We start from the raw sequence: 25,826 nt of genomic DNA on the forward strand, positions 1-25,826 counted from the left end.
CGTCCACGACGAGAGGTGACCCCATGACATCCCGTACGACGACCGCCGACGCCGTCCGCAGCGCTCTGCACGGTCTCGAGTTCCCCGCCTCCAAGGACGACCTGGCGTGGACCGCCGAGCGCAACGGCGCCGACGCCGCGACGGTCGAGGCCCTGCGTTCGGCACCGGCCGAGGACTACACCTCGGTCGACGCCGTCGTCGCGGCCGTCGACACCGGCGAGTGACGGGTCCGGCCGGGGGTGCGCCCCCGGCCGGGCGGTCTCAGCTCCCGACCAGCTCCGCGCGCATGCTCGACGCCGAGGACACGACCAGCATCAGCAGGGTGCCCATCGGCCCCTCGCCCAGCCCGGCCGCGGGGAAGGCGTAGCGCAGCGTCACGTCCCAGCCGCGCTCGCCGCGCACCACCCGGGGCGTGCCGAACAGGCCCTCCCCCACCCCGAGGCCGACCCGTCGCGGCACGTCGTGCTCCGGGTCCGCGGACTCCGGCAGGTCCCACGCGACGACGCAGGTCAGGTTGAGGACCGGCAGGCCCTCCTCCAGCTCGGTGCCCTGCACCACGCACAGCACGCCGCCGTGGGCGAAGGTCAGCGCGCCGTCGTCGTCGGTGGTGACGTCGTGGAACCGCTCCAGCGCACCCTTGGCGGTGGCGAGCATCCCGGAGATCACATCGGTGGTCACGGAGTCACTCCATCGTTCGGGACGGCGGCGGCCGTGTCGATGCTCGCGCCCGCTCCGCGACGCTCGGAAGCTCCCCCGAAACGCCGGTCCCGGCGCGCGTAGATCTCGATCGCCTGCCAGATGTGGCGGCGGTCGAAGTCCGGGAACAGCGTGTCCAGGAAGACCATCTCGGCGTAGGCGCTCTGCCAGAGCAGGAAGTTCGACGTCCGCTGCTCCCCCGAGGAGCGCACGAACAGGTCGACGTCGGGCATGTCCGGCTCGTCGAGGTACCGGGCCAGCATCCGCTCGTCGATCTTGTCGGGGTTGATCCGGCCCTCCGCGGCGAGCCGGGCGAGCTGCCGCACCGAGTCGACGATCTCGGCGCGGCCGCCGTAGTTGACGCACATGGTCAGGTTCAGCACGTCGTTGCCGCGGGTGCGCTCCTCGGCGATCTCCAGCTCCTTGATCACCGAGCGCCACAGCCGCGGGCGCCGGCCCGCCCAGCGGACCCGGACCCCCATCGCGTCCATCTCGTCGACGCGGCGGCGGATCACGTCGCGGTTGAAGCCCATCAGGAACCGGACCTCGTCGGGGCTGCGCCGCCAGTTCTCGGTGGAGAACGCGTACGCCGACAGCCAGCGCACGCCCAGGTCGATGCAGCCGCGGGCGACGTCCATCAGCGAGGCCTCGCCCCGCTTGTGGCCCTCCGTGCGGGGCAGGCCGCGGGCGTTGGCCCAGCGGCCGTTGCCGTCCATCACGAGGGCGACGTGGCGCGGCACCAGCTCCGGCGGGATCGCCGGGGGCCGGGCACCGGACGGGTGCGGTGCGGGAGGCTGGAACGGCACGTCGCCGACCTTACGTCGGGGACGGCGGACGGGTTCAGTCGCGGTGGTCGGGCTGCGGCCAGGCCGGCACGGCCGGGTCCTCCAGCCGCTCGATGGTCTCGCGCAGCCGGCGCATCCCGCGGTGCCCGCGGATCCGGTCGGCCTCCGACATCGGCTCGGACTCGTCGGGCCGGATCACCGGCAGCATCGGGATGGCCGGCCACGCGCCGTCCTCGGTGCGGGCCCGGACCTGACGCATCGCGCGGGTCGGCCCGTCCTGCGGGGACTCCGGCATCGCCTCGGTGCGGACCGGGAACTGCTGGGTGGGCGGCACCGGGATGCGCTGCGTGGCGGCCGGGAGACGGTGGGTGCGACCGGTGTGGTCGTCGTCCGGCGGCGGGGTGTGGGGTCGGTTCACGACTGCCTCTCCGACGGGGCTGGGGTCCCCTCGATCACAGGAGCGTAACGAGACGGCGGAACCGGTTGCCCGTCGAAAGCGATGATCACCCGGTGGAGTCGGCGGAAGTCCCGTGCGACGCGACCGGCGGCACCGCGACGGGCGGCGCGCCCGCACGTCAACCGCTCGACGAAGCGGACGGGCCGCTCACGGCACCCCACACAGGGACAAAAGTCCGATCGGACTAGCCGGGAAGAGCGTCCGGGGGTGTCGCTGCTCCGCCGTCCGGCGGTTCCGGGGCGGGCCCCGGCACCCCGGGTGCGACGACGGCGGCGGGCCGGACCCGGGCGCGGCGGTCGACCAGGGGCAGCGAGCGCAGCTGCCGCTCCAGGTGCCACTGCAGGTGCGCCGCGACCAGGCCGCTGGCCTCACGCCGGGTCGGGGTGCCCGAGGCGTCCGCGGTGTCCCAGTCGCCGTGCAGCAGTGCGGACAGCAGGGCCACCGTCTCGGTCGCCGGGGTCACCGAGCCCGGCGGACGGCAGCGCGGGCACACCATGCCGCCGCCGGCGACGGTGAACGACCGGTGCGGGCCGGGGGTCGCGCAGCGCGCGCACTCCGACAGCGACGGCGCCCACCCCGCGTGGCTCATCGCCCGCAGCAGGAACGCGTCGAGCACCAGGGCCGGTTCACGGGCGCCGTCGGCCAGCGCCCGGGTGGCGCCGAGCAGCAGCAGGTACACCCGCAGGCTCGGCTCACCCTCCTCGGACACCAGCCGGTCCGCGGTCTCCAGGATCGCGCAGCCGCAGGAGTACGCCGACCAGTCCGCGACGATCGCCGGGGCGAACGCGTCGACGGTCTGGGCCTGGGTGACCACGTCCAGCGTCCGGCCGGTGTAGCACTGGACGTCGACGTGGTTGAACGGCTCCAGCCGGGCGCCCCACCGGGACCGGGTGCGGCGCACGCCCTTGGCGACCACCCGGATCTTGCCGTGCTGGCGGGTCAGCATCGTGATGATCCGGTCCGCCTCGCCCAGCTTCTGCACCCGGAGCACGATCCCGGTGTCGCGGTAGAGCTGGGCCACGCGCCCAGTCTAGGTCCTGCTCAGAACCCCAGCTTGCGCAGCTGCTTCGGGTCCCGCTGCCAGTCCTCGGCGATCTTCACGTGCAGGTCGAGGTGCACCCGGGTGCCCAGCAGCTTCTCGATCTGGCGACGGGCGTCGCTGCCGACCTGCTTGAGCCGGGCACCGCCCTTGCCGATCACGATGCCCTTCTGGCTGGACCGCTCGACGTAGATGATCGCGTAGATCTCCAGCAGGTCCTTCTTCTCGATCGTCTCCTCGACGACGACGGCGATCGAGTGCGGCAGCTCGTCGCGCACGCCCTCCAGCGCCGCCTCCCGCACGAGCTCGGCGACGAGCACGTCGGTCGGCTCGTCGGTGAGGTCGCCGTCGGGATAGAGCTGCGGGCCCTCCGGCAGCAGCCCGACCAGCAGGTCCGAGAGCAGCGACACCTGGAAACCCGACCGCGCCGAGGTCGGCACGACCTCGGTGAACTCCATCAGGGCCGACACCTCGGTGAGCCGCTCGGCGACCTGCTCGGGGCGGGCGGTGTCGGTCTTGGTGACGACGGCGACCACCGGGGTGTGCGCGGCGATCCGCCGCAGCTCCTCGGCGATGAACCGGTCGCCCTTGCCGACCTTCTCGTTGGCGGGCACGCAGAACCCGACGACGTCGACCTCGGACCAGGTCTCGCGCACCAGGTCGTTGAGCCGCGACCCGAGCAGGGTCCGTGGGCGGTGCAGCCCCGGGGTGTCGACCAGGACGATCTGGGCGTCCGGGCGGTGCACGATCCCGCGGATCGCGTGCCGGGTGGTCTGCGGGCGTGAGGAGGTGATCGCGATCTTCTCCCCGACCAGCGCGTTGGTCAGCGTCGACTTGCCGGCGTTGGGCCTGCCGACGAAGCAGGCGAACCCGGACCGGAAGCCCTCGGGCTGTGCGCCGGTCATGCCGCACCCAGCCGGTCGAGGATCTCGCGGCCGATCGACAGGGCCGCCGTCGCCGCCGGGGAGGGTGCGTTCAGCACGTGCAGGATCGAGCCGGGGCGGCCCGCGCCGTCCGGGCCGGCCTGGTCGAGGAACAGGAAGTCGTCGACCAGGGTGCCGTCGGCCTTCACCGCCTGGGCCCGCACCCCGGCGCCGGCCGGGTGCAGGTCGGAGGCGGTGACGTCGGGCAGCATCCGCTGGATCTGGCGGACCATCGCCCGCGTCGACAGCGAGCGGCGGACCTCGCCGATGCCGTAGCGCCAGTGCGTGCGCGCCACCCTCACCATGCCCGGGTAGGTCAACGTGCCCAGCAGCTCCTTCGGCCTGACCGTGCGCCAGTCGTAGCCCTCGCGGGCCATCGCGAGCACGGCGTTCGGGCCGGCGTGGACGGTGCCGTCGATGCCGCGGGTGGCGTGCACCCCGAGGAACGGGAACGCCGGGTCGGGCACCGGGTAGATCAGGCCGCGGACCAGCGAGGCGGCCCGCTCGGAGAAGCCGGAGTACTCGCCGCGGAACGGCACGATCCGCACGCCGGGGTCGGCACCGGCCAGGCGGGCGAGCTCGTCGCAGCGCAGGCCGCCGCAGACGACCGCGCGGGTGCCGAGCAGGTCACCGCGGGTGGTGCGCACGACGACGTCGGACGGGCGGCGGGCGAACCCGGTGACGGTGCGGCCCAGGTGGACCTCGCCGCCGTTCTTCTCCACCAGCTCGCCCAGCTTCTCCGCGACCAGCCGGTAGTCGGTGATGCCGGTCGAGGGCACCCACAGCGCGGCGAGACCGCGGACGTCGGGCTCGTAGGTGCGGATGCCGTGCTCGTCGAGGCGGTGGTTCTCCACGCCGTTGGCGTCGCCGCGGCGGGCCAGCTCGTCGAGCCGGGGCAGCTCCTCGGGCTCGGTCGCGACGACGAGCTTGCCGCACACCTGGTGCGGCAGGTCGTGCTCGCGGCAGAACGCGATGGTCTCGGCACACCCGGCGACGGCCAGGCGGGCCTTGTAGCCGCCCGGCGCGTAGTACAGCCCGGAGTGCACGACGTTGGAGTTGTTGCCGGTCTGGTGGTTCGCCAGGCGCTGCTCACGCTCGACGACGGCGACGCTGAGCCCGTTGCGGGTGGCGGCGTACGCGGTGGCCAGGCCGACGATCCCACCGCCGACGACGACCAGGTCGTAGCGCGGTGTCGCGGGCAGCCCGGTCACCGGGCACGCTCCGCGGGGATGGTCGTGCGGGCAGCCATCAGGTCCTCCTCGCGTCCCACGCGTGGCGGGACGGTCATGTCCGTCGGTCGCTCCCCGTGGCCGGGGACGGCCAGGTCAGTGCCGGTCGGCGCCGGCGTGCTCGGTGGGGTCGCCCGCGACGTGGTCGGGCACGTCGGACTCCCGGGTGTCCCCGCGCGGCTCGTCGTGGTCGGTGTCCTCGGTCTCGGCCGGCTCCAGCGGGCTGACCAGCACCGAGGTGATGCGGACACGGCCGCGGGCGTCCTTGCCGCCCTCGCCCTGCAGCCGCAGCAGGCCGTCCAGCTCGGCGGTGGCGCCGGGCAGCGGCACCTTGCCCAGCCGCTGGGCGAGCAGCCCGCCGACGGTGTCGACGTCGGCGTTCTCCAGCGCCTCGTGCAGCTCGTCCTCGCGCGGGGTGCCGCGGAACCGGCCGGCGAACAGCTCCTCGAGGTCCTCGGCGGGCAGCCGGGCGGAGACCCGGAAGGCGCCGTCGGAGGCCTCGGCGACCTCGGGCACCTCCTCGGTGTCGTACTCGTCGGTGATCTCGCCGACGATCTCCTCCAGGATGTCCTCGATCGTCACCACGCCCGCCGTGCCGCCGTACTCGTCGACGACGACGGCCATGTGGTTGCGGGTGCGCTGCATCTCGCGCATGAGGTCGTCGCTGCGCTTGGAGTCCGGCACGAAGGCCGCGGGGCGCAGGATGTCGAGCAGCGGGACCTCCCGCTCGCCGCGCCGGGCCTCCTCGCGGGCCCGGACCAGGTCCTTGAGGTAGGCGATGCCGATGACGTCGTCCACGCCCTCGCCGAGCACCGGGATGCGCGAGTAGCCGCTCTTGAGAGCCAGGCGCAGCACCTTCTCCACCGGGGTGTCGCGCTCGGTCCAGATCAGGTCCGGCCGCGGCACCATGATGTCGCGGACCGGGGTCTCCCCCAGCTCGAACACCGAGTGGATCATCTTGCGCTCGCCCTCGTCGACCACGCCGCGGTTGCTGGCCATGTCGACGAGCTCGCGCAGCTCGACCTCGGTGGAGAACGGGCCGTCGCGGAAACCGGGGCCCGGGGTGATCGCGTTGCCCAGCAGGATCAGCAGCTTGGCCAGCGGGGACAGCACGACGCCGATCGCGCGGATCGGGCCCGCGAGCAGCAGCCCGATCCGGTACGGGTGCTGGCGGCCCAGCGTCCGCGGGCCGACACCGATCAGGACGTAGCTGGCGAGCACCATGAGCACGCCCGTGAGCAGCAGCCCGATCCAGGTGGCGGAGAACAGCGGCGCGAGCGCGAGGGCCAGCAGGATGATCGCGACCGTCTCGCAGGTGACCCGCAGCAGCATCAGCAGGTTGACGTGCCGCGGCCGGTCCGCGACGACGGCGGCGAGCGCCTTCGCGCCGGCGCGGCCGGCGCGCACCACGGCGTCCACCCGGGCGCGCGAGATCGACATGAGGGCCGAGTCCGCGGCGGCGAACACCCCGGCCAGCAGCACGAGCAGGACCGTCGCGACGATCAGCCAGACGGTGGTCACTTCTGCTCCTCGGAGAACGTGGTCGTGGGTCTTCCGGTCACCGGCCGGACTCGTCCTCGAAGCCGGCGGCACCGAGCAGGCGGTCGTCGCTGCGCTTCTGGGCGTCCCGGGCGCGCTCGCGGGCCCGGTCCTCCCGCCAGCGGACCAGCAGCCGGTTCTGCAGCGCGAACATCTCGCGCTCGTCCTCGGGCTCGAGGTGGTCGTACCCCAGCAGGTGCAGGATGCCGTGCACGGTCAGCAGGTGCAGCTCGTCGGCCAGGGTGTGCCCGGCCTTGCGCGCCTGGTCCCGGGCGAAGGCCGGGCAGAGCACGACGTCGCCGAGCAGGGCGGGGCCCAGGTCCGGCGCGTCGGGGCGCCGGGTGTCCTCGGCGAGGGAGTCCATGGGGAACGCCATGACGTCGGTGGGGCCGGGCTCGTCCATCCAGCGGACGTGCAGCTCCTCCATCGCGTCCAGCCCGACGGCGGTGATCGCCAGCTCGGCGGACGGGCTCACCTTCATCGCGTCCAGCGCGTACCGGGCGACCGACACGATCTGCGCCTCGTCGACCGTGATCCCGGACTCGTTGACGACCTCGATGCTCACGCCGCCGCTGCCCTGCCCCTGCTCGCCGATACGGATGTAGGGGGCAGCCTAGACGGCCGTACCGACGGTCCCGGTGCCACCCGCCCCCCGGTCACCGCCGCCGGTCGGGACGCCGCGCGGGGCCGTTGCGGGGTGCGCCGTTGCCGACGGCGGCCGTGCGGTGCTCGGACGCGTCGAACCGGGCGTAGGCGTCGACGATGTCGGACACCAGGCGGTGCCGGACCACGTCGGCGCTCTCGAGCCGGGAGAAGTGCACGTCGTCGACGCCGTCGAGGATGTCCTGCACGACGGCCAGGCCGGACCGGGCGTTGCCCGGGAGGTCGACCTGGGTGATGTCGCCGGTCACCACGATCCGCGAGCCGAAGCCGAGCCGGGTGAGGAACATCTTCATCTGCTCGGGCGTGGTGTTCTGCGCCTCGTCGAGGATGATGAACGCGTCGTTCAGGGTCCGGCCGCGCATGTACGCCAGCGGCGCGACCTCGATCGTCCCGGCGGCCATCAGCTTCGGGATGGACTCGGGGTCGAGCATGTCGTGCAGCGCGTCGTAGAGCGGGCGCAGGTACGGGTCGATCTTCTCGAACAGCGTGCCGGGCAGGTAGCCCAGCCGCTCCCCCGCCTCGACCGCGGGCCGGGTCAGGATGATCCGGTTGACCTGCTTGGCCTGCAGCGCCTGCACGGCCTTGGCCATCGCCAGGTAGGTCTTGCCGGTACCGGCCGGGCCGATGCCGAAGACGATCGTGAACGCGTCGATGGCGTCGACGTAGCGCTTCTGGTTGAGCGTCTTGGGCCGGATGGTCTTCCCGCGCCGGGACAGGATGTCCAGGCTCAGCACCTCGGCCGGGGACTCGCCCAGGCGCTCGTCGGCGGTGTTCTCCGCCGAGAGCATCTGCACGGTGCGGCGCACGGTGTCCGCGCCGACCAGCTGGCCGCGCTCGGCCAGGGTGATCAGCTCGGTGAAGACCCGCTCGGCGAACGCGACGTCGCCCGGGTCCCCGGACAGGGTCAGCTCGTTGCCGCGGACGTGGACGTCGGCGGTCAGCTCCTCCTCGGCGGCGCGCAGGCTCTCGTCGCGCGAGCCGAGCAGGGACAGCAGGGCGGTGTCCGGCACGGCCATCCTCGACCGGACGGTCCCGCCCGGTGCCGCGGTGGACCGCAGGTCGGTCCGGGGGGTGGAGCCGGGTTCGGTGCCGGTCAAGAGTGTGTTCGCCTGCCTCGTACGTCGGGTCGCCGGACTGCGCCGATCGTACCGGTCGGACCGCCGACGGCACCCGCGGATTCTCCCCGCGGATCAGGCGGGGGTGCTCAGCCGTTCCACGGCCTGCAGCGCGGCGGCCCAGCCGGGGTGGGCGACGTCGATGAGCTGCAGGTGGTTCGCGCCCTCGACCCGCACGAGCTCCGACCGGTCCCCGGCGGCCGTCGCCGCGGCGACGAAGTCCTCGCTCTGGGAGAGCGGGACCACCTCGTCGGCGGTGCCGTGCACGCACACCGACGGCACCCCGAGCGGGACGGCCTCCAGCGGGCTGGTCGCCCGGAAGCGGGCCGGGTCGGCGCCCGGGGTCGCCGCGACGAGGTCGGCGACGGCGCCGTCGCCGAGCAGCATCCCGCCGGCCAGGTCGAGCACCCCGGCCAGCGAGACCACCCCGGCCGGGCGGACCACGGGCGTCGCGCCCGGGTCGCCGGGGGCGAGCTTCGCGCGCATCGCCAGCCAGCCCGCGAGGTGCCCGCCCGCCGAGTGCCCGAGCACGACGAGCCGGCGCAGGTCGAGCCGGGTGGAGCGCAGGGTGGCGAGGTGGTCGGCGGCCATCGCGACGTCGTCGAAGGTGGAGGGCCAGCCACCGCCGGCGTCCACCTTCCGGTACTCGATGTTCCAGACCGCGAAGTTCGCCGCGACCAGCGCGTCGACGACCGGGCGCATGATCGTGAGGTCGGTGCCGGCCCGCCAGAACCCGCCGTGCACGACGATGACGGCGCCGCGGGGCAGGTCCCGGCTCGCCGGGAAGGTCAGCTCGCCGAACTGGTCGGGCTGGCCGCCGTAGGCCATCCGCTCGGTCCGCGGGGCGGTCTCGTCGCGCGGGGGCCGCCGCGGGGCCGCGGGGGCGTCGTTGCCGCAGGCGCCGAGCAGCGGGGCGGCGGCGAGGCCGGCCAGCAGCGCGCGGCGTCCGATCCGGGGAGCGTGGTCACTCACGCGGCGGATGATGACACCCGCGCCCCGTCCCCGACGACCGGTTCGCCGGATCGTGACCGGCGTCCGCGGGTGGCGGTGACGCGACCGGACGGCTCAGCGGGCCCAGCGGCCGGTGCGCACGGCGAGCGCGCCGAGCGCGACGCAGGCCGCGGTGGAGGCCCGCAGCACCTCCGGCCCCATCCGGACCGGGACGGCGCCGGCCTCGGCGAGGCGGTCGAGCTCGGCGTCGTCGACGCCGCCCTCCGGTCCGACGGCGAGCAGCACCTCCCCCGCCGCGGGCAGCGTGACCGAGGCGAGGTCCTCGCCCGCGGACTCGTGCAGCACCAGCGCGGTGTCGGCGGCACCGACCCGGGCGGCGAGCTGCGCGGTGGTCACCGGGTCGGCGACGTCGGGCTGCCACGGGCGGCGGGCCTGCTTGGCGGCCTCGCGGACGGTGGACCGCCAGCGTTCGAGGGCCTTCGCGCCGCGCGGGCCGTCGTCCCAGCGGGTGACGCAGCGGGCCGCCTTCCAGGGGACGAACCCGTCGGCGCCGGCCTCGGTGGCGGTCTCCACGGCGAGCTCGCCGCGGTCGCCCTTGACCAGCGCCTGCGCGACGACGACGCGGACCGCGGGTGCGGGCACCCGGGTCACCTCGTGCAGCCGCACGGTCAGCGCGTCCCGCCCGGCGACATCGACGACCTCGGCGCGGGCGAGCCCGCCCCGGCCGTCGGACAGCACCAGCGCCTCGCCGGGGCGCAGCCGTCGCACGGTCGCGGCGTGGCGCCCCTCCGGGCCGTCGAGCACCGTGTCGGAGCCCGGGCCCGGGAGGGACGCGACGTCGTCGACCAGGAACAGCGGCGCCGTCGTCACCGGGTCAGCGTCCGGTCCAGCTGTCGCGCAGCTTGGAGAACAGGCCGTGCCCGTTGCGGGAGCCGCCGATCAGGTCCGGCTGCTCCTCACCGCGCAGCTCGGCGAGCCGGCGCAGCAGGTCGGTCTGCTCCTTGTCCAGCCGGGTCGGCACCGCCACCTCGACGTGCACGAGGAGGTCGCCGTGGCCGTCGATGCGCCCGGTGGAGCGCAGCCGGGGCATGCCCTTGCCGCGCAGCGTGCGGACCGTGCCGTGCTGGGTGCCCGCCTCGACGTCGATCTCGGCGACCGAGCCGTCGAGCAGCGGCAACGGCAGCGTGGTGCCGAGCGCGGCCGCGGTCATCGGCAGCGGGAGCGTGCAGTGCAGGTCGGCGCCGTCGCGGGTGAACAGCTCGTGCGGCGCCTCCTCCACCTCGACGTAGAGGTCACCGGCGGGACCGCCGCCGGAGCCGACCTCGCCCTGCCCGGACAGGCGCACCCGCATGCCCTCGGCGACGCCCGCCGGGATCTTGACGGCGACGGTGCGCCGCGACCGGACCCGGCCGTCGCCCGCGCACTGGCGGCAGGGGTCGGGGATGACCTCGCCGAAGCCGCGGCAGGTCGGGCAGGGCCGTGCGGTGACGACCTGCCCGAGGAACGAGCGCTGCACGCTCTGGATCTCCCCGGAGCCGCCGCAGGTGTCGCAGGCGGTGGGGTGGGTGCCCTCGGCGCAGCCGGAGCCCTGGCACTGGGTGCACAGGACCGCGGTGTCGACGGCGAGGTCGCGCTGCACACCGGCGGCGCAGTCCTCCAGCGTCAGCTCCATCCGGATCAGCGCGTCGGCGCCGGGCTGGACCCGGCTGCGCGGGCCGCGCCCGCGTCCGCCGCCGGCGGTGCCGCCGAAGAACGCGTCCATGATGTCGCTGAACCCGCCGAACCCGGCGAACGGGTCACCGCCGCCGCCACCCCCGCCGCGGGCGTCGAGGGGGTCGCCGCCGAGGTCGACGACCCGGCGCTTCTCGGGGTCGGTCAGCACCTCGTAGGCGGCGCTGACCTCCCGGAACCGCTCCTGTGCCGCGGGGTCGGGGTTGACGTCCGGGTGCAGCTCACGGGCGAGCTTGCGGTACGCCCGCTTGATCTCCGAGGCGTCGGCGCCGCGCTCGACGCCCAGGATCCCGTAGTAGTCGCGTGCCACCTGGCTCTTTTCCTCAATGAAGTACGTACAACAACGATGAAAGGTCTACCGACCGGTCAGGATCTCACCCACGTACCGGGCGACCGCATGCACCGCCGAGATCGTGCCCGGGTAGTCCATCCGGGTCGGTCCGACGACGCCCATCCCGCCCAGCGGGGTACCCGATCCGTACCCCACCGTGACCACGGACGCGGTGCGCAGGTCCTCGGCCTCGTTCTCCTCGCCGATCCGGACCGTGACCAGCCCGGAGTCCTGCGAGGCCGCGAGCAGCCGCATGACCACGACCTGCTCCTCCAGGGCCTCCAGGACCTGGCGCAGCGAGCCGGGGAAGTCGGCGTGGCTGCGGGTCAGGTTCGCCGTGCCGCCCAGCACCATCCGCTCCTCGGGGTGCTCGACGAGGGTCTCGATGAGCACCGTCGCGAGGTGCAGCAGCGGGGTGCGCAGGTCCTCCGGCGCGGTGTCGGGCAGCTCGGCGACGGCCGCGGAGGCCTCGGCGAGCTTGCGGCCGTTGAGGGCGTTGCCCAACATCTCGCGCAGCCGGGCGACGTCGGTGTCGGCGAGCACGTCCCCCAGGTCGACGACGCGCTGGTCGACGCGCCCGGAGTCGGTGATCAGCACCAGCATCAGCCGGGCCGGGGTCAGCTGCACGACCTCCAGGTGGCGGACCGTGGAACGGGTGAGCGTCGGGTACTGCACGACGGCGACCTGGCGGGTCAGCTGCGCGAGCAGCCGCACCGAGCGGCGCAGCACGTCGTCGAGGTCGACCGCGCCGTCCAGGAACGTCTGCACGGCCCGCTTCTCGGCCGACGACAGCGGCTTGACCTGCGAGATCCGGTCGACGAACTGCCGGTAGCCCTTGTCGGTGGGGATCCGGCCCGCGCTGGTGTGCGGCTGCGCGATCAGGCCGTCCTCCTCGAGGACGGCCATGTCGTTGCGCACCGTCGCGCTCGACACCCCGAGGTTGTGCCGGTCGACGATGGCCTTCGAGCCCACGGGCTCCTGCGTCGACACGTAGTCGGCCACGATGGCCCGCAACACGGCGAACCGCCGCTCGTCGGCGTTCATCTCCTCGCACCTCCCCCGGTGTGCCCCGTCCATCCTAGGCGCCGTCGTGGCCGCGCGGCCGGGGCACGCGGCGTGGCACGGTGGGTGGGGTGATGTCCGCACGCCGCTTCGGCCGGCGCTCCCTGCTCGTCGGTGCCGGTGCCGTCGCCCTGGTCGCGGTGGGCACGACCGACCGCTGGCTCCCCGTCGGCGACGTCGCCGGGACCTCGGACCCGGTCGCGCTGCGGGCCCGGATCCTGGCGGGTGTCGTCCCCCACTCCGGCCTGGCGACGGCGACCGGCCGGCTCGGGCTGCCCACCGTCGCGCCGATCGGGTCCGCGGCCCGGCTGCTGTCCACGACCACCCGGATCCGCGTGCAGGTCGCCGACGCGGGCCGCTGGCGGGTCGACGAGCTGACCCCGGTCGGCGAGGTCGACACCTACCGCGACGGACAGGTCGAGCGGATCTGGGACTACGGCGCGAACCGGCTGACCACGGTCTCCCCGCTCGCCCCGGTGCGGTTCCCGCGGGCCTCGGACCTCGCCCCGGCCGACCTGGCCCGCCGGCTGCTCGGCGCGACCCCCGACGACCCGGTGACGGCGCTGCCGGCACGGCGGGTGGCCGGGCTGGCCGCGGCCGGGCTGCGGGTGACCCCGGCCGACCCGGACAGCCTGGCCGGGCGGATCGACGTCTGGTCGGTCCCCGTCGGCGACGGCGCCCTCCCGGTCGCGGTCGAGATCGCCGCCCGGGACGGTGCGGGCCCGCTGCTGGAGACGGCGTTCGAGGCGCTGGACACCGCCGCGCCACAGGCCGCGGCGCTGGTCCCGGCGCCGCCGTCGTCGGCGGAGCGGGTGCGGGCCCGTCCCGACGACCTGACCGGCTCGCTGCGCGGGGTCGGCGCGGTGCCCCCGCCGGACCGGCTGGCCGGCCGGGACCGGGTGGAGCTGCCGGTGTCCGGGGACGTCCCGGCCGCCGAGCTGCTGCCCGGGGTCGGTGTCTACGGCACGGGGGTCGGCCGGTTCGTGCTGGTCCCGGCCGGGCCGGAGGTCGTCGACGGGATCGTGCGCGGCTCGGCCGCCGCGGGCGGGGTGGACGTGCCGGGCCTGCCCGGCGGCTCGGCCGCCCGGGTGGCGACGCCGCTGCTCAGCCTGGTCGTCGCCCGTCGGCGACGGCGCGGGGTGCTGCTGGCCGGGACGGTGCGGCCCGGTGTGCTGGAGTCCGCCGCCGTCGAGCTGATGGAGTCCCGCCGGTGAACGACCCGGTGCTCGCGACGCACGCCCTGACCAAGCGGTTCGGCCGGGTCACCGCCGTCGACGGCGTCGACCTGGCGGTGCCCGCCGGCTCCCGGTTCGGGCTGCTGGGCCCGAACGGCTCCGGCAAGACGACGCTGGTGCGGATGCTGCTCGGGCTGGTGCACGCCACCTCGGGGTCGATCGAGGTGCTGGGCTCGCCGATGCCGCGGGCCGCCCGCACGGTGCTGCCGCGGGTCGGTGCGCTGGTCGAGTCCCCCGCCGCCTGGCCGGGGCTGTCGGGCCGGGCGAACCTGACCCTGCTCGACGCGGCGGGCTCGGTGGGCGGCCCGCTGCACCGGCCCGCCGACCGGCGACGACGCGTGCAGGAGGCCCTGGAACAGGTCGGCCTGGGCGGGGTCGACCGCCGCCCGGTGCGGGCCTACTCGCTGGGGATGCGCCAGCGCCTGGGCATCGCCTCGGCGCTGCTGCGCTCCCCGGAGCTGCTGCTGCTCGACGAACCGACCAACGGCCTGGACCCGCGGGGCATCGGCGAGATGCGCGCCCTGCTGACCGCGCTGAACGAACGGGGTACGACCGTGGTGCTGTCCAGCCACCTGCTCGCCGAGGTGGAGACGCTGTGCACCCGGGTCGGGGTGATGGACGCCGGGCACCTCGTGCTCACCCAGGACCTCGACGAGCTGCGGGCACCGACCGGCCGGGTCGTCGTCCGCACCCCGGCCCCGGCGGCCGCGGCGCGGGTGCTCGGCCGGGCGCTGGAGTCCGCCGACGGCGACCGGCTCGTGGTCCGCGCCGTCGACCCCGTCGACCTCAACGCGCACCTGGTGCGGGCCGGGGTGCCGGTGGCGTCGCTGGAACCGGAGCGTCGCACCCTGGAACAGGTGGTGCTGGAACGGACCGGTGACGGCTCGGACCGGGTGGCGACGGCCGGGCCGGGGGTGGCGCGGTGATCCTCGTCGAGCTGGCGCTGCTGCTGCGCCGCACCCGGGTGTGGCTGTGCTGGCTGCTGCTGTGCGCGCTGCCGGCGCTCGTCGCGGTGGTCGTGTCGGCCACCGGGATCCTCCCGCCGCCCGGGCAGGGGCCCGCGTTCCTGTCCGCGGTCGCGACGAACGGGCAGATCTTCCCGGCGTTCGCGCTGGCGCTGGTGCTGCCGATCCTGCTGCCGATCACCGTGGCGGTGGTCGCCGGGGACACCGTCGCCGGGGAGGCCGCCGCGGGGACCCTGCGCTACCTGCTGATCCGGCCGGTCGGGCGGCTGCGGCTGCTGGTGGCGAAGCTGGTGTCGGTGGCGTTCTTCGTGGTCACCGCGGTGACACTGGTGGTGCTGACGTCCTACGCGGTGGGGATCGCGGTGTTCGGCACCGGCACCACCACCGCCACCGGTGGCCTCACCCTGCCCCCGGTCGACGCCGGGCCCGGCTCGGTCGCGTCGCTGTCCGGGACGGTGATCGAACCGGTGGACCTGGCGACCCGGACCGGGCTGACCGTGGCCTACCTGGCGCTGTGCATGCTCACCCTGGGCGCGCTGGGGATCTTCTTCTCCACCCTGACCGACTCGCCGCTGGCGGCGGCGCTGGCGGTGCTCGCGGTCGTGGTGACCAGCGCGTCGCTGCAGGCCCTCGACGCCTCGGCCGCCTTCGTCGAGTTCCTGCCGACGGCGCACTGGCTGGCCTGGATCGACCTCTACCGCGACCCGGTCCTCTACGACGCCGCCCGCACCGGGGCGTGGGTGCAGGCGGGCTGGGTCGCCGTCGCCGTCGGGGCGGCGTGGGCGAACCTGGCGACCAAGGACATCGCGAGCTGAGTGCCCGCCGCGCCGGCCCGCCTCAGCCCGCGGCGCGCAGGGTGCCGCAGGCGGCCGGGGCCTCGTCGATCGGTGCGGTGGACAGGGCACGGACGACCAGGCCGATCACGGCGTCGTCGGCGGGCAGGCCGCCGTGGCCCACGGTCGAGCCCGGGCACAGCTGCTGCAGCTCCACGTTGACCGCACCGTCGAGGCGGGCCGAGGTGGGCGGGGTGACGACCTGGTCGCGGTCGGTCCACACCGACAGCCAGGGCACCGCCGCCCCGGCCCCGGCGAGCTCGCCCAGCAGCGCCGACCCCGGGGCGAGCTGACGGCAGGCCTGCGGGCACGCCTCCGGGGCGACGGCCGCGGCGGAGCCGGCCACCGTCGTCCCGGCCAGCGGGGAGCCGATCGACACGATCCGCCGGGCCCGGGCCGGGCCGTTGTCGCGGATCGCCCACAGCCCCGCGACGACGCCGCCCGCGGAGTAGCCGACGACGTCGACCGACGGGGCCCCGCCGTCGGTGGCGACGGTGACCGCGCGGTCCAGCACCGCCACCTGCCGGTCGAGGTCGCCGGTGCCGTCGCCGTCGAGGGCCAGGACGCGGGCGTCGCGGCCCTGGGCGCGCAGGGCCCCGGCGAGGACCTCCAGGCCGGTGCGGTCGCCGCCGTAGCCGGGGACGAGCAGGACCGGGCCCGGCCGGTCCTGGGCGACGGGCCCGCCCGCGCCGCGGGACCCCTCGGGCAGGGCCGCGACGACCGCGGCCACCACGCCCACCGCCACCAGCAGGGCGACGACGACCAGCAGCGCCCGGCGGCGCGGGCTCACCGGGCCCCCGCCGGGGTGCCGGCCGCCGGGGCGTCGTCGGCGATCAGCAGGTCGGTGACGACCCGGTCGGCCAGCAGCCGTCCGCGGTCGGTCAGCACCGCGCGGCCCGCGGCGTGCGCCGCCGGGTCCAGCAGCCCCTCGGCGACGGCGCGGGCGGCGGCCGCGCGACCGCCGTCGTGCAGCAGGGTCAGGGCCATGCCCTCGGCGAGGCGCAGCCGCAGCATGACCCGCTCGGTGTGCCGCTCGTCCGCGGTGAGCTCCTCGCGCCCGCCCTCGGGGGTCTCCCCCGCGGCGAGCGCGCCGGCCCAGCGCGCCGGGTGCTTGACGTTCCACCAGCGCGTCCCGGCCAGGTGGGAGTGGGCGCCGGGCCCGATCCCCCACCAGTCGCCGTCGCGCCAGTAGCCCAGGTTGTGCCGGCACTCGGCGCCGGGCAGCGACCAGTTCGACACCTCGTACCAGGACAGCCCGGCGTCGCGCAGCCGCGCGTCGAGCAGCTCGTAGCGGGCGGCGGCGACGTCGTCGTCGGGGGCGGGCAGCTCCCCGCGGCGGACCCGGCGGGCCAGCGCGGTGCCGTCCTCGACGATCAGCGCGTAGGCCGAGACGTGGTCCACCCCCGCGTCGAGGACGGCGTCGGCGGAGGCGCGCAGGTCGTCGTCGGTCTCGCCGGGGGTGGCGTAGATCAGGTCCAGGTTGACGTGGCCGAACCCGGCGGCCCGGGCCTCCCGGGCGGCGGCGACGGCGCGCCCCGGGGTGTGCGTGCGGTCCAGTACGGCGAGCACGTGCGGGGCGGCGGACTGCATGCCCAGCGAGATGCGGGTGAACCCGCCGGCCCGGAGCCGGTCGAAGAACTCCGGCGAGACCGACTCGGGGTTGGACTCGGTGGTGACCTCGGCGTCGTCGGCGAGCGGGAGGTGCTCGCGGACCGCGTCGAGCATCGCGACGAGCCGGTCGGCGCCGATCAGCGACGGGGTGCCGCCGCCGACGAACACCGTCTCCACGGTGCGGTCCCCCACCGTGCGGGCGGCGAGCGCGATCTCGGTGCGGGCGGCGGCGAGCCAGCCGTCCGGGGACGCGGCGTCGCCCGCGAGCTCGGAGGCGGTGTAGGTGTTGAAGTCGCAGTAGCCGCAGCGGGTCGCGCAGAACGGCACGTGGACGTAGAGCCCGAAGGCCGGCGGCACGGAGGTCACGTCCGGCGAGTGTGCCACCGCCGGGCCGGTCGGTGCCGGGCGCACCTCGGGCCCGGACCGCTCCCCGGCAGGTCCGGGGCGCGCGGACGGGCCGGTCACGACGGGGGTGGCATCCGGGGTCCCCGCGGTGGACGATGGGTTCCACCGCGCCCGTGACCCGGGGATTCCGGGCGGACCGGACACCGCGCGGCGAACGTCCGGACCTATCCGCCCACCTCTCCCAGGATGCGAACATCACTTTGTGGCAGGTCCGGACACCGTGGCACCCTGTATCCGTGCCCGCACTCCGTCTCCGCCTCGTGGCGCGTCGCCACGTGGACCTGAACCGGACCCGTAGCGCGCTCTGTCGTCGTCGCTGACCCGACGGCCCCCTCCCGAACCGCCCCGGGCCGCTCCGTGCCCTGTCCCGGGCCGGGGTGTGCCCGATCCGCCCGACATCGGAGCACCCACCACATGGCGCCCTCGAAGACCGCACCCCGCCGCCCGAAGGGCCAGGGGCAGTGGAAGCTCGGCCACCGCGAACCGCTGAACCCCAACGAGCGCAGCAAGCGCGACGACAACCCGCTGAACGTGCGCGCGCGGATCGAGAACGTCTACGCCAAGCGCGGCTTCGACTCGATCGACCCCGCCGACCTGCGCGGACGGTTCCGCTGGATGGGGCTCTACACCCAGCGCAGGCCCGGGATCGACGGCGGCCGCACCGCGGCGCTGGAGCCCGAGGAGCTCGAGGAGCTCGACGACGAGTACTTCATGATGCGCGTGCGCCTCGACGGCGGGTCGGTGGACGTCGCCCAGCTGCGTGCGCTCGGTGAGGTCTCGCAGCGCTACGGCCGCGACACCGCCGACGTCACCGACCGCGAGAACATCCAGTACCACTGGATCCGCGTCGAGGACGTCCCGGCGATCTGGAAGCTGATCGAGCCGCTGGGCATGCAGACCACCGAGGCCTGCGGCGACTGCCCCCGGGTGGTCATGGGGTCCCCCGTCGCCGGCGTCTCCGCCGACGAGGTGGTCGACCCGACCCCGGCCATCGACGAGATCGTGCGCCGCTTCATCGGCGACCGCGAGCTGTCGAACCTGCCGCGCAAGTTCAAGTCCGCGATCTCCTGGCAGCAGGACGTCGCGCACGAGATCAACGACATCTCCTTCGTCGGCGTCGAGCACCCCGAGCACGGACCCGGCTTCGACCTGTGGGTCGGCGGCGGGCTGTCGACCAACCCGCGGATCGCCGAGCGGCTCGGCGCCTGGGTCCCGCTCGACGAGGTCCCCGACGTGTGGCACGGCGTCATCCAGGTCTTCCGCGACTACGGCTACCGCCGCCTGCGCCACCGCGCCCGCATCAAGTTCCTCATCGCCGACTGGGGCCCGGAGAAGTTCCGCCAGATCCTGGAGGACGAGTACCTGGGCCGGAAGCTCGTCGACGGCCCCGCCCCGGCGGTCCCCGAGCGGCCCATCGACCACGTCGGCGTCCACAAGCAGAAGGACGGCCGCAACTACGTCGGCGTCGCCCCGCCGTCGGGCCGCGTGTCGGGCACGACGCTGCTCGCCGTCGCCGACGCCGCCGAGCGCGCCGGGTCGGACCGGATCCGGTTCACGCCGTACCAGAAGATCGTCGTGCTGGACGTGGCCGACGACAGGCTGGACGGCCTCATCGAGGACCTCAACAGGCTGGGCCTGCCCGCGCGACCGTCGACCTGGCGCCGCTCCACGATGGCCTGCACCGGCATCGAGTTCTGCAAGCTCGCGATCGTCGAGACCAAGGAACGCGCGATCCGGCTGGTCGAGGACCTGGAGAAGCGCCTCGCCGACGTCGTCCCCGACGTCCCGATCTCGCTGCACCTCAACGGCTGCCCGAACGCCTGTGCCCGCACCCAGGTCGCCGACATCGGGCTCAAGGGCCAGATCGTCACCGACGCGGAAGGCAACCAGGTCGAAGGCTTCCAGGTCCACCTCGGCGGCGGGCTGGGGCTGGACTCCGGTTTCGGCCGCAAGCTGCGCGGGCTCAAGGTCACCAGCGCCGAGCTGGGCGACTACGTCGAGCGCGTCGTGCGCCGCTTCGCCGAGCAGCGCGACGGCGACGAGCGCTTCGCCCAGTGGGTCCTGCGGGCCGACGAGGAGGACCTCAAGTGAGCGAGCGCGCCGCCACCTTCTACTGCCCGTACTGCGGCGAGGAGGACCTCCGTCCGGCCGAGCGGTCGGACAAGGTCCCCGGCGCAGCCTGGTGGTGCGCGGGCTGCCTGCGCACCTTCGTCGTGACCTTCGTGGGGATCGGCGTCCCCGAGACCTCGGGAGCGGAATCATGAGTGTTGCCCTGGAGACCGACCTGCGCGCCACCGCCGAGCGCGGTGCCGCGACCCTCGGTCCCGACGCGACCGCCGAGCAGCTGCTCGACTGGGCCGCGGAGACCTTCGGCGACCGGCTGATCGTCGCCTCCAACATGCAGGACGCCGTGCTGGTCGACCTGGCCCAGCGGGCCCGGCCGGACATCGACGTGCTGTTCCTGGAAACCGGCTACCACTTCGCGGAGACCATCGGCACCCGCGACGCGGTCGACGCCGTCTACCCGCAGCTGCGCATCGTGAACGCGCAGGCGGAGCAGACGGTCGCCGAGCAGGACGCCGAGTACGGCAAGGACCTGTTCGCCCGCGAGCCGGACCGCTGCTGCGCGCTGCGCAAGGTCGTCCCGCTGGAGCGGACCCTGTCCGGCTACGACGCCTGGGTCACCGGCGTCCGCCGCGTCGAGGCCCCGACCCGGGCGAACACGCCGCTGGTCACCTACGACGAGAAGTTCGGCCTCGTCAAGATCAACCCGATCGCCGCGTGGTCCGACGAGGACATGGACGCCTACATCGCCGAGCACGGGATCCTGGTGAACCCGCTCGTCGACGCCGGCTACCCGAGCATCGGCTGCGCGCCCTGCACCGCGAAGCCGAAGCCCGGCGAGGACCCCCGCTCCGGCCGCTGGGCCGGACGCGCCAAGACCGAGTGCGGGCTGCACGCATGACGACCGTGGAGGAGACCCCCGTGACCGCCGCCGTCACGACCCCGGCGCTGGACGCCCTCGACGCACTGGAGTCCGAGGCGATCCACGTGTTCCGCGAGGTCGCCGGCGAGTTCGACCGCCCGGTGATCCTGTTCTCCGGCGGCAAGGACTCGACGCTGCTGGTGCACCTGGCCATCAAGGCGTTCGCGCCGGCCAAGGTGCCCTTCGGCCTGCTGCACGTCGACACCGGGCACAACTACCCGGAGGTCATCGAGTTCCGGGACCGGATCGCCGCGCAGTACGGGCTCCGCCTGGAGGTCGCCCGCGTCGAGGACTACCTCGCCGACGGGCGGCTCGTCGAGCGCGCCGACGGCACCCGCAACCCGCTGCAGACCCAGCCGCTGCTCGACGCGATCACCGAGCACCGCTTCGACGCCGTGTTCGGCGGCGGCCGGCGCGACGAGGAGCGCGCGCGGGCCAAGGAGCGGATCATGAGCCTGCGCGACGCGTTCGGTCGCTGGGACCCGCGCAAGCAGCGCCCGGAGCTGTGGAACCTCTACAACGGACGGCACGCCGCCGGTGAGCACGTCCGCGTCTTCCCCATCTCCAACTGGACCGAGCTCGACGTCTGGCGCTACATCCGGCGCGAGGGCATCGACCTGCCGTCGATCTACTACGCGCACGAGCGCGAGGTCTTCCAGCGCGACGGCATGTGGCTCGCCGAGGGTCCCTGGGGCGGAGCGCGCGACGGCGAGCAGCTGGAGCGCAGGTCCATCCGCTACCGCACGGTGGGCGACGGCTCGTGCACCGGCGCGGTCGAGTCCACCGCCACCACCCTCGACGAGGTCATCGCCGAGGTCACCGCGTCGCGGCTCACCGAGCGCGGCGCGACCCGGGCCGACGACCGGCTGTCCGAGGCCGCGATGGAGGACCGGAAGAAGGAGGGCTACTTCTGATGGTCGACACCGCTGCCCCGCGCGACCTGCTGCGCTTCGCCACGGCGGGCTCCGTCGACGACGGCAAGTCCACCCTGGTCGGGCGCCTGCTCTACGACACCAAGTCGGTGCTGGCCGACCAGATCGAGGCCGTCGAGCGCGCCTCGGTCGACAAGGGGATGTCGACGCCGGACCTGTCGCTGCTCGTCGACGGCCTGCGCGCCGAGCGCGAGCAGGGCATCACCATCGACGTCGCCTACCGCTACTTCGGCACGCCGACCCGGGAGTTCGTCCTCGCCGACACCCCGGGCCACGTCCAGTACACCCGCAACACCGTCACCGGCGCGTCCACCGCCGAGCTGGCGGTGCTGCTGGTCGACGCCCGCAACGGCGTGGTCTCCCAGACCCGCCGGCACGCCGCGGTGCTGTCGCTGCTGCGCGTCCCGCGCCTGGTCCTGGCGATCAACAAGATCGACCTCATCGAGTACGACCAGGCGAAGATCGCCGACATCGAGCGCGAGTTCACCGAGCTGACCCGCTCGCTGGGCTTCAGCGACGACGCCGTCCAGGTCATCCCGGTGTCCGCGCTGGTCGGGGACAACGTGGCGTTCCGCAGCGGGAACACGTCCTGGTACACCGGGCCGACGCTGCTGGAGCACCTGGAGTCGGTCCCGGTCGACGGACCCGACGCCGGCGCCCCGTTCCGGATGCCGGTCCAGTACGTGATCCGCCCCAGGAACGGTGCCGAGTCTCGCTCCGCTGACGCTTCGCTCGGTGACCTGCACGACTACCGCGGCTACGCCGGCCAGGTCGCCTCCGGCACCGTCCGTCCGGGCGACGAGGTCGTCGTCCTGCCCGAGGGGCACCGCACCACCGTCTCCGAGGTCCGGACCGCCGACGGCCCGCTGGCCGCCGCCGGGGCGGGCCTGAGCGTGACGGTGCTGCTCGCCGACGACATCGACGCCCCCCGCGGCGCCCTGATCGCGGCCGCCTCCGACGTCCCGGAGGTCACCTCCGAGATCGACGCGACGCTGTGCTGGCTGGCCGAGAAGCCGCTGCTCCCGGGCGCGCGGCTGCTGCTCAAGCACGGCACCCGCACCACCCAGGTGATCGTCGGGGCGCTGGGGTCGCGGCTGGACACCGAGACGGTGTCCTACGCCGCCGCCCCGGAGAAGCTGGAGATCAACGACATCGGACGGGTGTCGCTGCGCGTCGCCGACCCGCTGCCGGTGGACGAGTACTCCCGGGTCCGCACCACCGGCGGGTTCCTGCTGATCGACCCGCCGACGGGCAACACGCTCGCCGCCGGTCTGGTGGGCGACCCGCTCGCGGCGGTGCCGGCCGCAGGCTGACCCGCTCCGCGCCGTCCACGGCCCCCGCACCCGCTCCGGGTGCGGGGGCCGTGTCGTGCCGGGCGGAGGTGTCGTGCCGGGCGGGGGTGTCCGGACCGGGCGGTCGTGGCCCGGGTCACCCGGACCGCCCGGACGCGCCGACGCGGCACCCGCCACCGCGCGTCCTCGCAGGTCGGGGACCCGCGACGGCCACGTGTCCGGACAGGTTTCCCGTCGTCCCGACCAGCGGACAACGACTTGTCGACCCCCTCGATCCGTTCCACCATGGACGGGTGACCACGACCGCCGCCCCCGCCGACCGGACCCTCGCGTCCGGCCGCTCGGAGTCGGACCCGGCGGTCTCCTGGCACCTCGTCGCGCATCTCGAGCGGTTCTGGCCGTCGCGCCGGCTCGACGCGTTCGACGAGTTCTGTCGTCGGGGCTGACGCACCTCCCCCGACCGACCTCCCACCACGTACCGCGTACCCCTCGCCCGGGTCACGGACGCTCCCGCACGCCCGGCGTGCGCAGGAAGCAGGATCATGTTCGACCCCTCGCTCGCGCTCGCCGGCCTGCTCGTCGGCTTCCTCGTCGGCCTCACCGGCATGGGCGGCGGTGCGCTCCTGACCCCGCTGCTCGTCCTGGTGTTCAAGGTCAACCCGCTCACCGCGATCTCCTCGGACCTGCTGACCTCGCTGGTGATGAAGCCGGTCGGCGCCGCGGTGCACGCCCGCCGGCGCACCGTGCACTGGCGGCTCACCGGGTGGCTGGTGCTCGGCGCCGTCCCCGCCGGGTTCGCCGGCGCGGTGGTCATCGGGATGATCGGGAAGGGCGTCGGCGTCGAGGACCGGCTCAAGGTGTTCATCGGGATCGCGCTGGTCGCCTCGGTGCTGACCACGCTGTTCCGGCAGGTCATGGACCGGCGCGGCAGCCGCAACGCCGTCGACGTCGACGCGCCGGTGGACGTCCGTCCGCTGCGGACGGTGCTGATCGGCGTCGTCGGCGGGCTGGCGGTCGGGATGACCTCGGTCGGCGCCGGGTCGCTGATCATCGCGATGCTGCTGCTCGCCTACCCGCAGCTGCACCCGTCGCGGCTGGTCGGCACCGACATCGTGCAGGCGATCCCGCTGGTCGCCGCCGCGACGGTCGGGCACCTGTTCTTCGGCGACGTCCAGTTCGGTCTCGCCGCGGCGCTGCTCGTCGGCGCCCTGCCCGGCGTGTGGTTCGGCGCGCGGCTGTCCTCCGGGGGCACCGGCCGGCTCATCAAGCCGGTCGTGACCGCGGTGCTGCTCGCCTCGGCGCTCGCGCTGCTGGGGGTCCCCGGCCCGTGGGTGCTGGTGGCGACGGCGGCCGCGCTCGTCGTGACCGTCGCCCTGCTGCCGCGCCGCCGCCCGGCCGTCACCGAGCCGGAGCGGATCCCCGAGCCGGTCGGCGCCCGCGACTGACACCGCCGCCGGACCGGCCTGTCCGGACAGTCGTCCGCCCGGTGGGCGACACCTTGTCCCCTTCGTCCCCGGCACGCACCATCGGCACATGACCGCCCGGATGCCCCGTCGCCTCGCGACGTCTCCGCGCGCGGCCCGGCACCTCACCCGGTGCCTCGAGGAGTTCTGGCCGTCGCGACGGCCGCACGCCTACGACGAGTTCTGTCCGCGGGCCCGCCCCCGCCCCTGACCGACCCGTCCCGAAGGAACTCCCATGTCCCGCACCACCTCCCGGGTACGCCCGTGAGCACCCCCGCCGACACCCCGCACGAGCCCGACGACGTCCCCGCGCAGCGCCGGCTCGCCCTGAACGAGGACTGGGCCGCGACGGTCGTCGGCCTGCTCCTGCTCGTCCTGGTCCTGTCCGGGCACTGGCCGGGATGGCTGGTCCCGTGACCGGGCCGGACGCCGGGCGACCGGCCGAGCAGCAGACCGAACCGCACACCGGGCCCGGGACGGCGGCGCCCACCCGCTCCCCCGTCCTGTGGGCGCTGGGCGGCGTCGCGGTCGTCCTCGTCCTGGGCGGGCTCGTCCGCTTCCTCGAACAGACCGTCCCCGACGCCGCCGAGGGCACGGTGTTCTCCGGGATCGCCGACGCGGTCGAGTACCCGGTCTACGCGATCGCCCTCGGGCTGCTCGGCAACGTCGTCCTCACCCTCACCGGGCTGCGCGAGCGGCTGTCGGGTGGGTTCCGCACCGAGTTCTTCATCAAGACCGGCCTGGTCCTGCTCGGCGCCTCGATCGACTTCTCGGTGATCGTCCGCGCCGCCGGACCCGCGGTCGTGCAGGCGGTCGTCCTGATCACCGTGGTCTTCGGCTTCACCTGGTGGCTCGCCGGGCGGGCCGGGGTCGACGACAGGCTGCGCGCCCTGCTCGCCTCGGCCGTCTCCATCTGCGGGGTCAGCGCGGCGATCGCCGCAGCCGGAGCCGTGCAGGCCCGGAAGGAACAGCTCGCCTACACGGCCAGCCTGGTCATCATCTTCGCGCTGCCGTCGATCTTCCTGCTGCCCGCCGCGGTCGGGGCACTGGGCCTCTCCCCGGCCGTCGCCGGGGCGTGGATCGGCGGCAACATCGACACCACCGCCGCGGTCAGCGCGGCCGGGGCCATCGTCGGGGAGGAGGCGCTGCAGATCGCGACCATCGTCAAGACCACGCAGAACGCGCTGCTGGGCGTCGTCGCGGTGGCGCTGACGGCCTGGTTCACGCTGAAGGTGGAGCGCAGCGGGTCGGCGGGCAGGCCGGGGCTGCGCGAGTTCTGGGAGCGCTTCCCGAAGTTCGTGCTCGGGTTCCTCGCCGCCTCGGTGATCGCGACGGTGTTCGTCGCGACCGCCGGGTCCGACGTCGCGAAGCCGCTGATCGGCGACGTGAACGCCTTCCGGACGATGTTCCTGATCCTGGCGTTCGTGTCGATCGGGCTGGAGTTCCGGGTGGCGCCGCTGCGGGAGGCCGGATGGCGCCCGATCGCGGTGTTCGCCGCGGCGACCGGGGTCAACCTGGCCGTCGGTCTCGGGCTGGCGGTCCTGCTGTTCTCCGGGCTCACCGTGTGAGGTCCCCGTCCCGCC

At 74.6% G+C, this 25,826-nt stretch carries 29 protein-coding genes; 14 read left to right on the top strand and 15 right to left on the bottom strand.

Annotated elements, in window-relative coordinates; translation table 11 throughout:
• Window positions 1–23 precede the first annotated feature (23 nt).
• A complete protein-coding gene (locus tag KPL60_RS11475) occupies window positions 24–224 on the top strand; it encodes a DUF2795 domain-containing protein (RefSeq protein WP_226356012.1) in 201 nt (66 codons plus the stop codon).
• Between the two features lie 37 nt (window positions 225–261).
• Here the strand turns inward: KPL60_RS11475 and KPL60_RS11480 are convergent, their stop codons facing one another.
• The 13 genes from KPL60_RS11480 to hrcA all read right to left on the bottom strand — a co-directional run bounded on the left by KPL60_RS11480 (window position 262) and on the right by hrcA (window position 12,503).
• On the bottom strand, window positions 262–678 hold the full coding sequence (locus tag KPL60_RS11480; RefSeq protein WP_226356011.1) for a hypothetical protein: 417 nt from the start codon (window positions 676–678) through the stop codon (window positions 262–264).
• Complete coding sequence (locus KPL60_RS11485; protein WP_226365794.1) at window positions 675–1,502, bottom strand: isoprenyl transferase; 828 nt, start codon at window positions 1,500–1,502, stop codon at window positions 675–677. Before KPL60_RS11485 ends, KPL60_RS11480 begins: the two co-directional genes overlap by 4 nt.
• Window positions 1,503–1,536: 34 nt before the next feature.
• Entirely contained in the window at window positions 1,537–1,899 is a 363-nt protein-coding gene (locus tag KPL60_RS11490; RefSeq protein ID WP_062401510.1) for a hypothetical protein, read from the bottom strand.
• 223 nt (window positions 1,900–2,122) lie between these two features.
• Complete coding sequence (gene recO, locus KPL60_RS11495) at window positions 2,123–2,959, bottom strand: DNA repair protein RecO (protein WP_226365795.1); 837 nt, start codon at window positions 2,957–2,959, stop codon at window positions 2,123–2,125.
• Between the two features lie 20 nt (window positions 2,960–2,979).
• Window positions 2,980–3,882 carry a GTPase Era gene (gene era, locus KPL60_RS11500; RefSeq protein WP_224403076.1) on the bottom strand — a complete coding sequence of 301 codons (903 nt, stop codon included), beginning with the start codon at window positions 3,880–3,882 and terminating at the stop codon, window positions 2,980–2,982.
• Complete coding sequence (gene lhgO / locus KPL60_RS11505) at window positions 3,879–5,111, bottom strand: L-2-hydroxyglutarate oxidase (protein ID WP_226365796.1); 1,233 nt, start codon at window positions 5,109–5,111, stop codon at window positions 3,879–3,881. Before lhgO ends, era begins: the two co-directional genes overlap by 4 nt.
• A 114-nt stretch (window positions 5,112–5,225) precedes the next feature.
• Entirely contained in the window at window positions 5,226–6,650 is a 1,425-nt protein-coding gene (locus KPL60_RS11510; protein WP_226356007.1) for a hemolysin family protein, read from the bottom strand.
• Between the two features lie 37 nt (window positions 6,651–6,687).
• A complete protein-coding gene (ybeY, locus tag KPL60_RS11515) occupies window positions 6,688–7,233 on the bottom strand; it encodes an rRNA maturation RNase YbeY (RefSeq protein ID WP_226356006.1) in 546 nt (181 codons plus the stop codon).
• A gap of 91 nt (window positions 7,234–7,324) precedes the next feature.
• On the bottom strand, window positions 7,325–8,389 hold the full coding sequence (locus KPL60_RS11520) for a PhoH family protein (RefSeq protein WP_226356698.1): 1,065 nt from the start codon (window positions 8,387–8,389) through the stop codon (window positions 7,325–7,327).
• 132 nt (window positions 8,390–8,521) lie between these two features.
• Entirely contained in the window at window positions 8,522–9,418 is an 897-nt protein-coding gene (locus KPL60_RS11525; protein ID WP_226365797.1) for an alpha/beta hydrolase, read from the bottom strand.
• A 93-nt stretch (window positions 9,419–9,511) separates the two neighbouring features.
• Complete coding sequence (locus tag KPL60_RS11530; RefSeq protein WP_226356004.1) at window positions 9,512–10,267, bottom strand: 16S rRNA (uracil(1498)-N(3))-methyltransferase; 756 nt, start codon at window positions 10,265–10,267, stop codon at window positions 9,512–9,514.
• 4 nt (window positions 10,268–10,271) lie between these two features.
• Window positions 10,272–11,438, bottom strand: a complete 1,167-nt coding sequence (dnaJ, locus tag KPL60_RS11535) for a molecular chaperone DnaJ (protein WP_161151755.1) — start codon at window positions 11,436–11,438, stop codon at window positions 10,272–10,274.
• Window positions 11,439–11,483: 45 nt separating this feature from the next.
• A complete protein-coding gene (gene hrcA / locus KPL60_RS11540; protein WP_226356003.1) occupies window positions 11,484–12,503 on the bottom strand; it encodes a heat-inducible transcriptional repressor HrcA in 1,020 nt (339 codons plus the stop codon).
• 92 nt (window positions 12,504–12,595) lie between these two features.
• On the opposite strand from hrcA, the gene KPL60_RS11545 reads away from it, so the two are divergent.
• The 3 genes from KPL60_RS11545 to KPL60_RS11555 are packed head-to-tail and all read left to right on the top strand — an operon-like array spanning window position 12,596 to window position 15,536.
• Window positions 12,596–13,735 carry a hypothetical protein gene (locus KPL60_RS11545; RefSeq protein WP_226365798.1) on the top strand — a complete coding sequence of 380 codons (1,140 nt, stop codon included), beginning with the start codon at window positions 12,596–12,598 and terminating at the stop codon, window positions 13,733–13,735.
• A complete protein-coding gene (locus KPL60_RS11550; RefSeq protein WP_226365799.1) occupies window positions 13,732–14,682 on the top strand; it encodes an ABC transporter ATP-binding protein in 951 nt (316 codons plus the stop codon). Before KPL60_RS11545 ends, KPL60_RS11550 begins: the two co-directional genes overlap by 4 nt.
• A complete protein-coding gene (locus tag KPL60_RS11555; RefSeq protein ID WP_226365800.1) occupies window positions 14,679–15,536 on the top strand; it encodes an ABC transporter permease in 858 nt (285 codons plus the stop codon). Before KPL60_RS11550 ends, KPL60_RS11555 begins: the two co-directional genes overlap by 4 nt.
• 22 nt (window positions 15,537–15,558) lie before the next feature.
• On the opposite strand, the gene KPL60_RS11560 is transcribed toward KPL60_RS11555, so the two are convergent.
• On the bottom strand, window positions 15,559–16,344 hold the full coding sequence (locus KPL60_RS11560; RefSeq protein WP_226365801.1) for a lipase: 786 nt from the start codon (window positions 16,342–16,344) through the stop codon (window positions 15,559–15,561).
• The gene (gene hemW, locus KPL60_RS11565) at window positions 16,341–17,549 is read right to left on the bottom strand and encodes a radical SAM family heme chaperone HemW (RefSeq protein WP_374228666.1); all 1,209 of its coding nucleotides are present in this window, start codon (window positions 17,547–17,549) and stop codon (window positions 16,341–16,343) included. The genes KPL60_RS11560 and hemW overlap by 4 nt, the downstream gene beginning before the upstream one ends.
• A gap of 435 nt (window positions 17,550–17,984) precedes the next feature.
• Between hemW and KPL60_RS11570 the strand changes: the two genes are divergently transcribed.
• From KPL60_RS11570 to KPL60_RS11615, 10 genes are all read left to right on the top strand, one after another.
• Window positions 17,985–19,661, top strand: a complete 1,677-nt coding sequence (locus KPL60_RS11570; RefSeq protein WP_226365803.1) for a nitrite/sulfite reductase — start codon at window positions 17,985–17,987, stop codon at window positions 19,659–19,661.
• Window positions 19,658–19,834, top strand: a complete 177-nt coding sequence (locus KPL60_RS11575) for a hypothetical protein (RefSeq protein ID WP_020624363.1) — start codon at window positions 19,658–19,660, stop codon at window positions 19,832–19,834. Before KPL60_RS11570 ends, KPL60_RS11575 begins: the two co-directional genes overlap by 4 nt.
• Window positions 19,831–20,535 (top strand): phosphoadenylyl-sulfate reductase, encoded by a 705-nt coding sequence (locus KPL60_RS11580; protein ID WP_226365804.1) that lies wholly within the window; start codon window positions 19,831–19,833, stop codon window positions 20,533–20,535. The genes KPL60_RS11575 and KPL60_RS11580 overlap by 4 nt, the downstream gene beginning before the upstream one ends.
• Window positions 20,532–21,470, top strand: a complete 939-nt coding sequence (gene cysD / locus KPL60_RS11585; RefSeq protein ID WP_226365805.1) for a sulfate adenylyltransferase subunit CysD — start codon at window positions 20,532–20,534, stop codon at window positions 21,468–21,470. Before KPL60_RS11580 ends, cysD begins: the two co-directional genes overlap by 4 nt.
• Window positions 21,470–22,801, top strand: a complete 1,332-nt coding sequence (locus KPL60_RS11590; protein ID WP_226365806.1) for a sulfate adenylyltransferase subunit 1 — start codon at window positions 21,470–21,472, stop codon at window positions 22,799–22,801. The genes cysD and KPL60_RS11590 overlap by 1 nt, the downstream gene beginning before the upstream one ends.
• Before the next feature lie 272 nt (window positions 22,802–23,073).
• Entirely contained in the window at window positions 23,074–23,226 is a 153-nt protein-coding gene (locus KPL60_RS11595) for a hypothetical protein (RefSeq protein WP_226365807.1), read from the top strand.
• 96 nt (window positions 23,227–23,322) lie between these two features.
• Window positions 23,323–24,225: a sulfite exporter TauE/SafE family protein gene (locus KPL60_RS11600; RefSeq protein WP_226365808.1), complete on the top strand. Its 903-nt coding sequence runs from the start codon at window positions 23,323–23,325 to the stop codon at window positions 24,223–24,225.
• A gap of 88 nt (window positions 24,226–24,313) precedes the next feature.
• Window positions 24,314–24,454 carry a hypothetical protein gene (locus tag KPL60_RS11605; protein WP_226355991.1) on the top strand — a complete coding sequence of 47 codons (141 nt, stop codon included), beginning with the start codon at window positions 24,314–24,316 and terminating at the stop codon, window positions 24,452–24,454.
• Window positions 24,455–24,507: 53 nt separating this feature from the next.
• Window positions 24,508–24,660 carry a hypothetical protein gene (locus KPL60_RS11610; RefSeq protein WP_226365809.1) on the top strand — a complete coding sequence of 51 codons (153 nt, stop codon included), beginning with the start codon at window positions 24,508–24,510 and terminating at the stop codon, window positions 24,658–24,660.
• Window positions 24,645–25,811 carry a YeiH family protein gene (locus tag KPL60_RS11615; RefSeq protein WP_226365810.1) on the top strand — a complete coding sequence of 389 codons (1,167 nt, stop codon included), beginning with the start codon at window positions 24,645–24,647 and terminating at the stop codon, window positions 25,809–25,811. The genes KPL60_RS11610 and KPL60_RS11615 overlap by 16 nt, the downstream gene beginning before the upstream one ends.
• The last annotated feature ends 15 nt before the right edge of the window (window positions 25,812–25,826 follow it).

The organism is Pseudonocardia sp. ICBG162 (assembly GCF_020496225.1).
Classification (GTDB): Bacteria; Actinomycetota; Actinomycetes; order Mycobacteriales; family Pseudonocardiaceae; genus Pseudonocardia; species Pseudonocardia alni.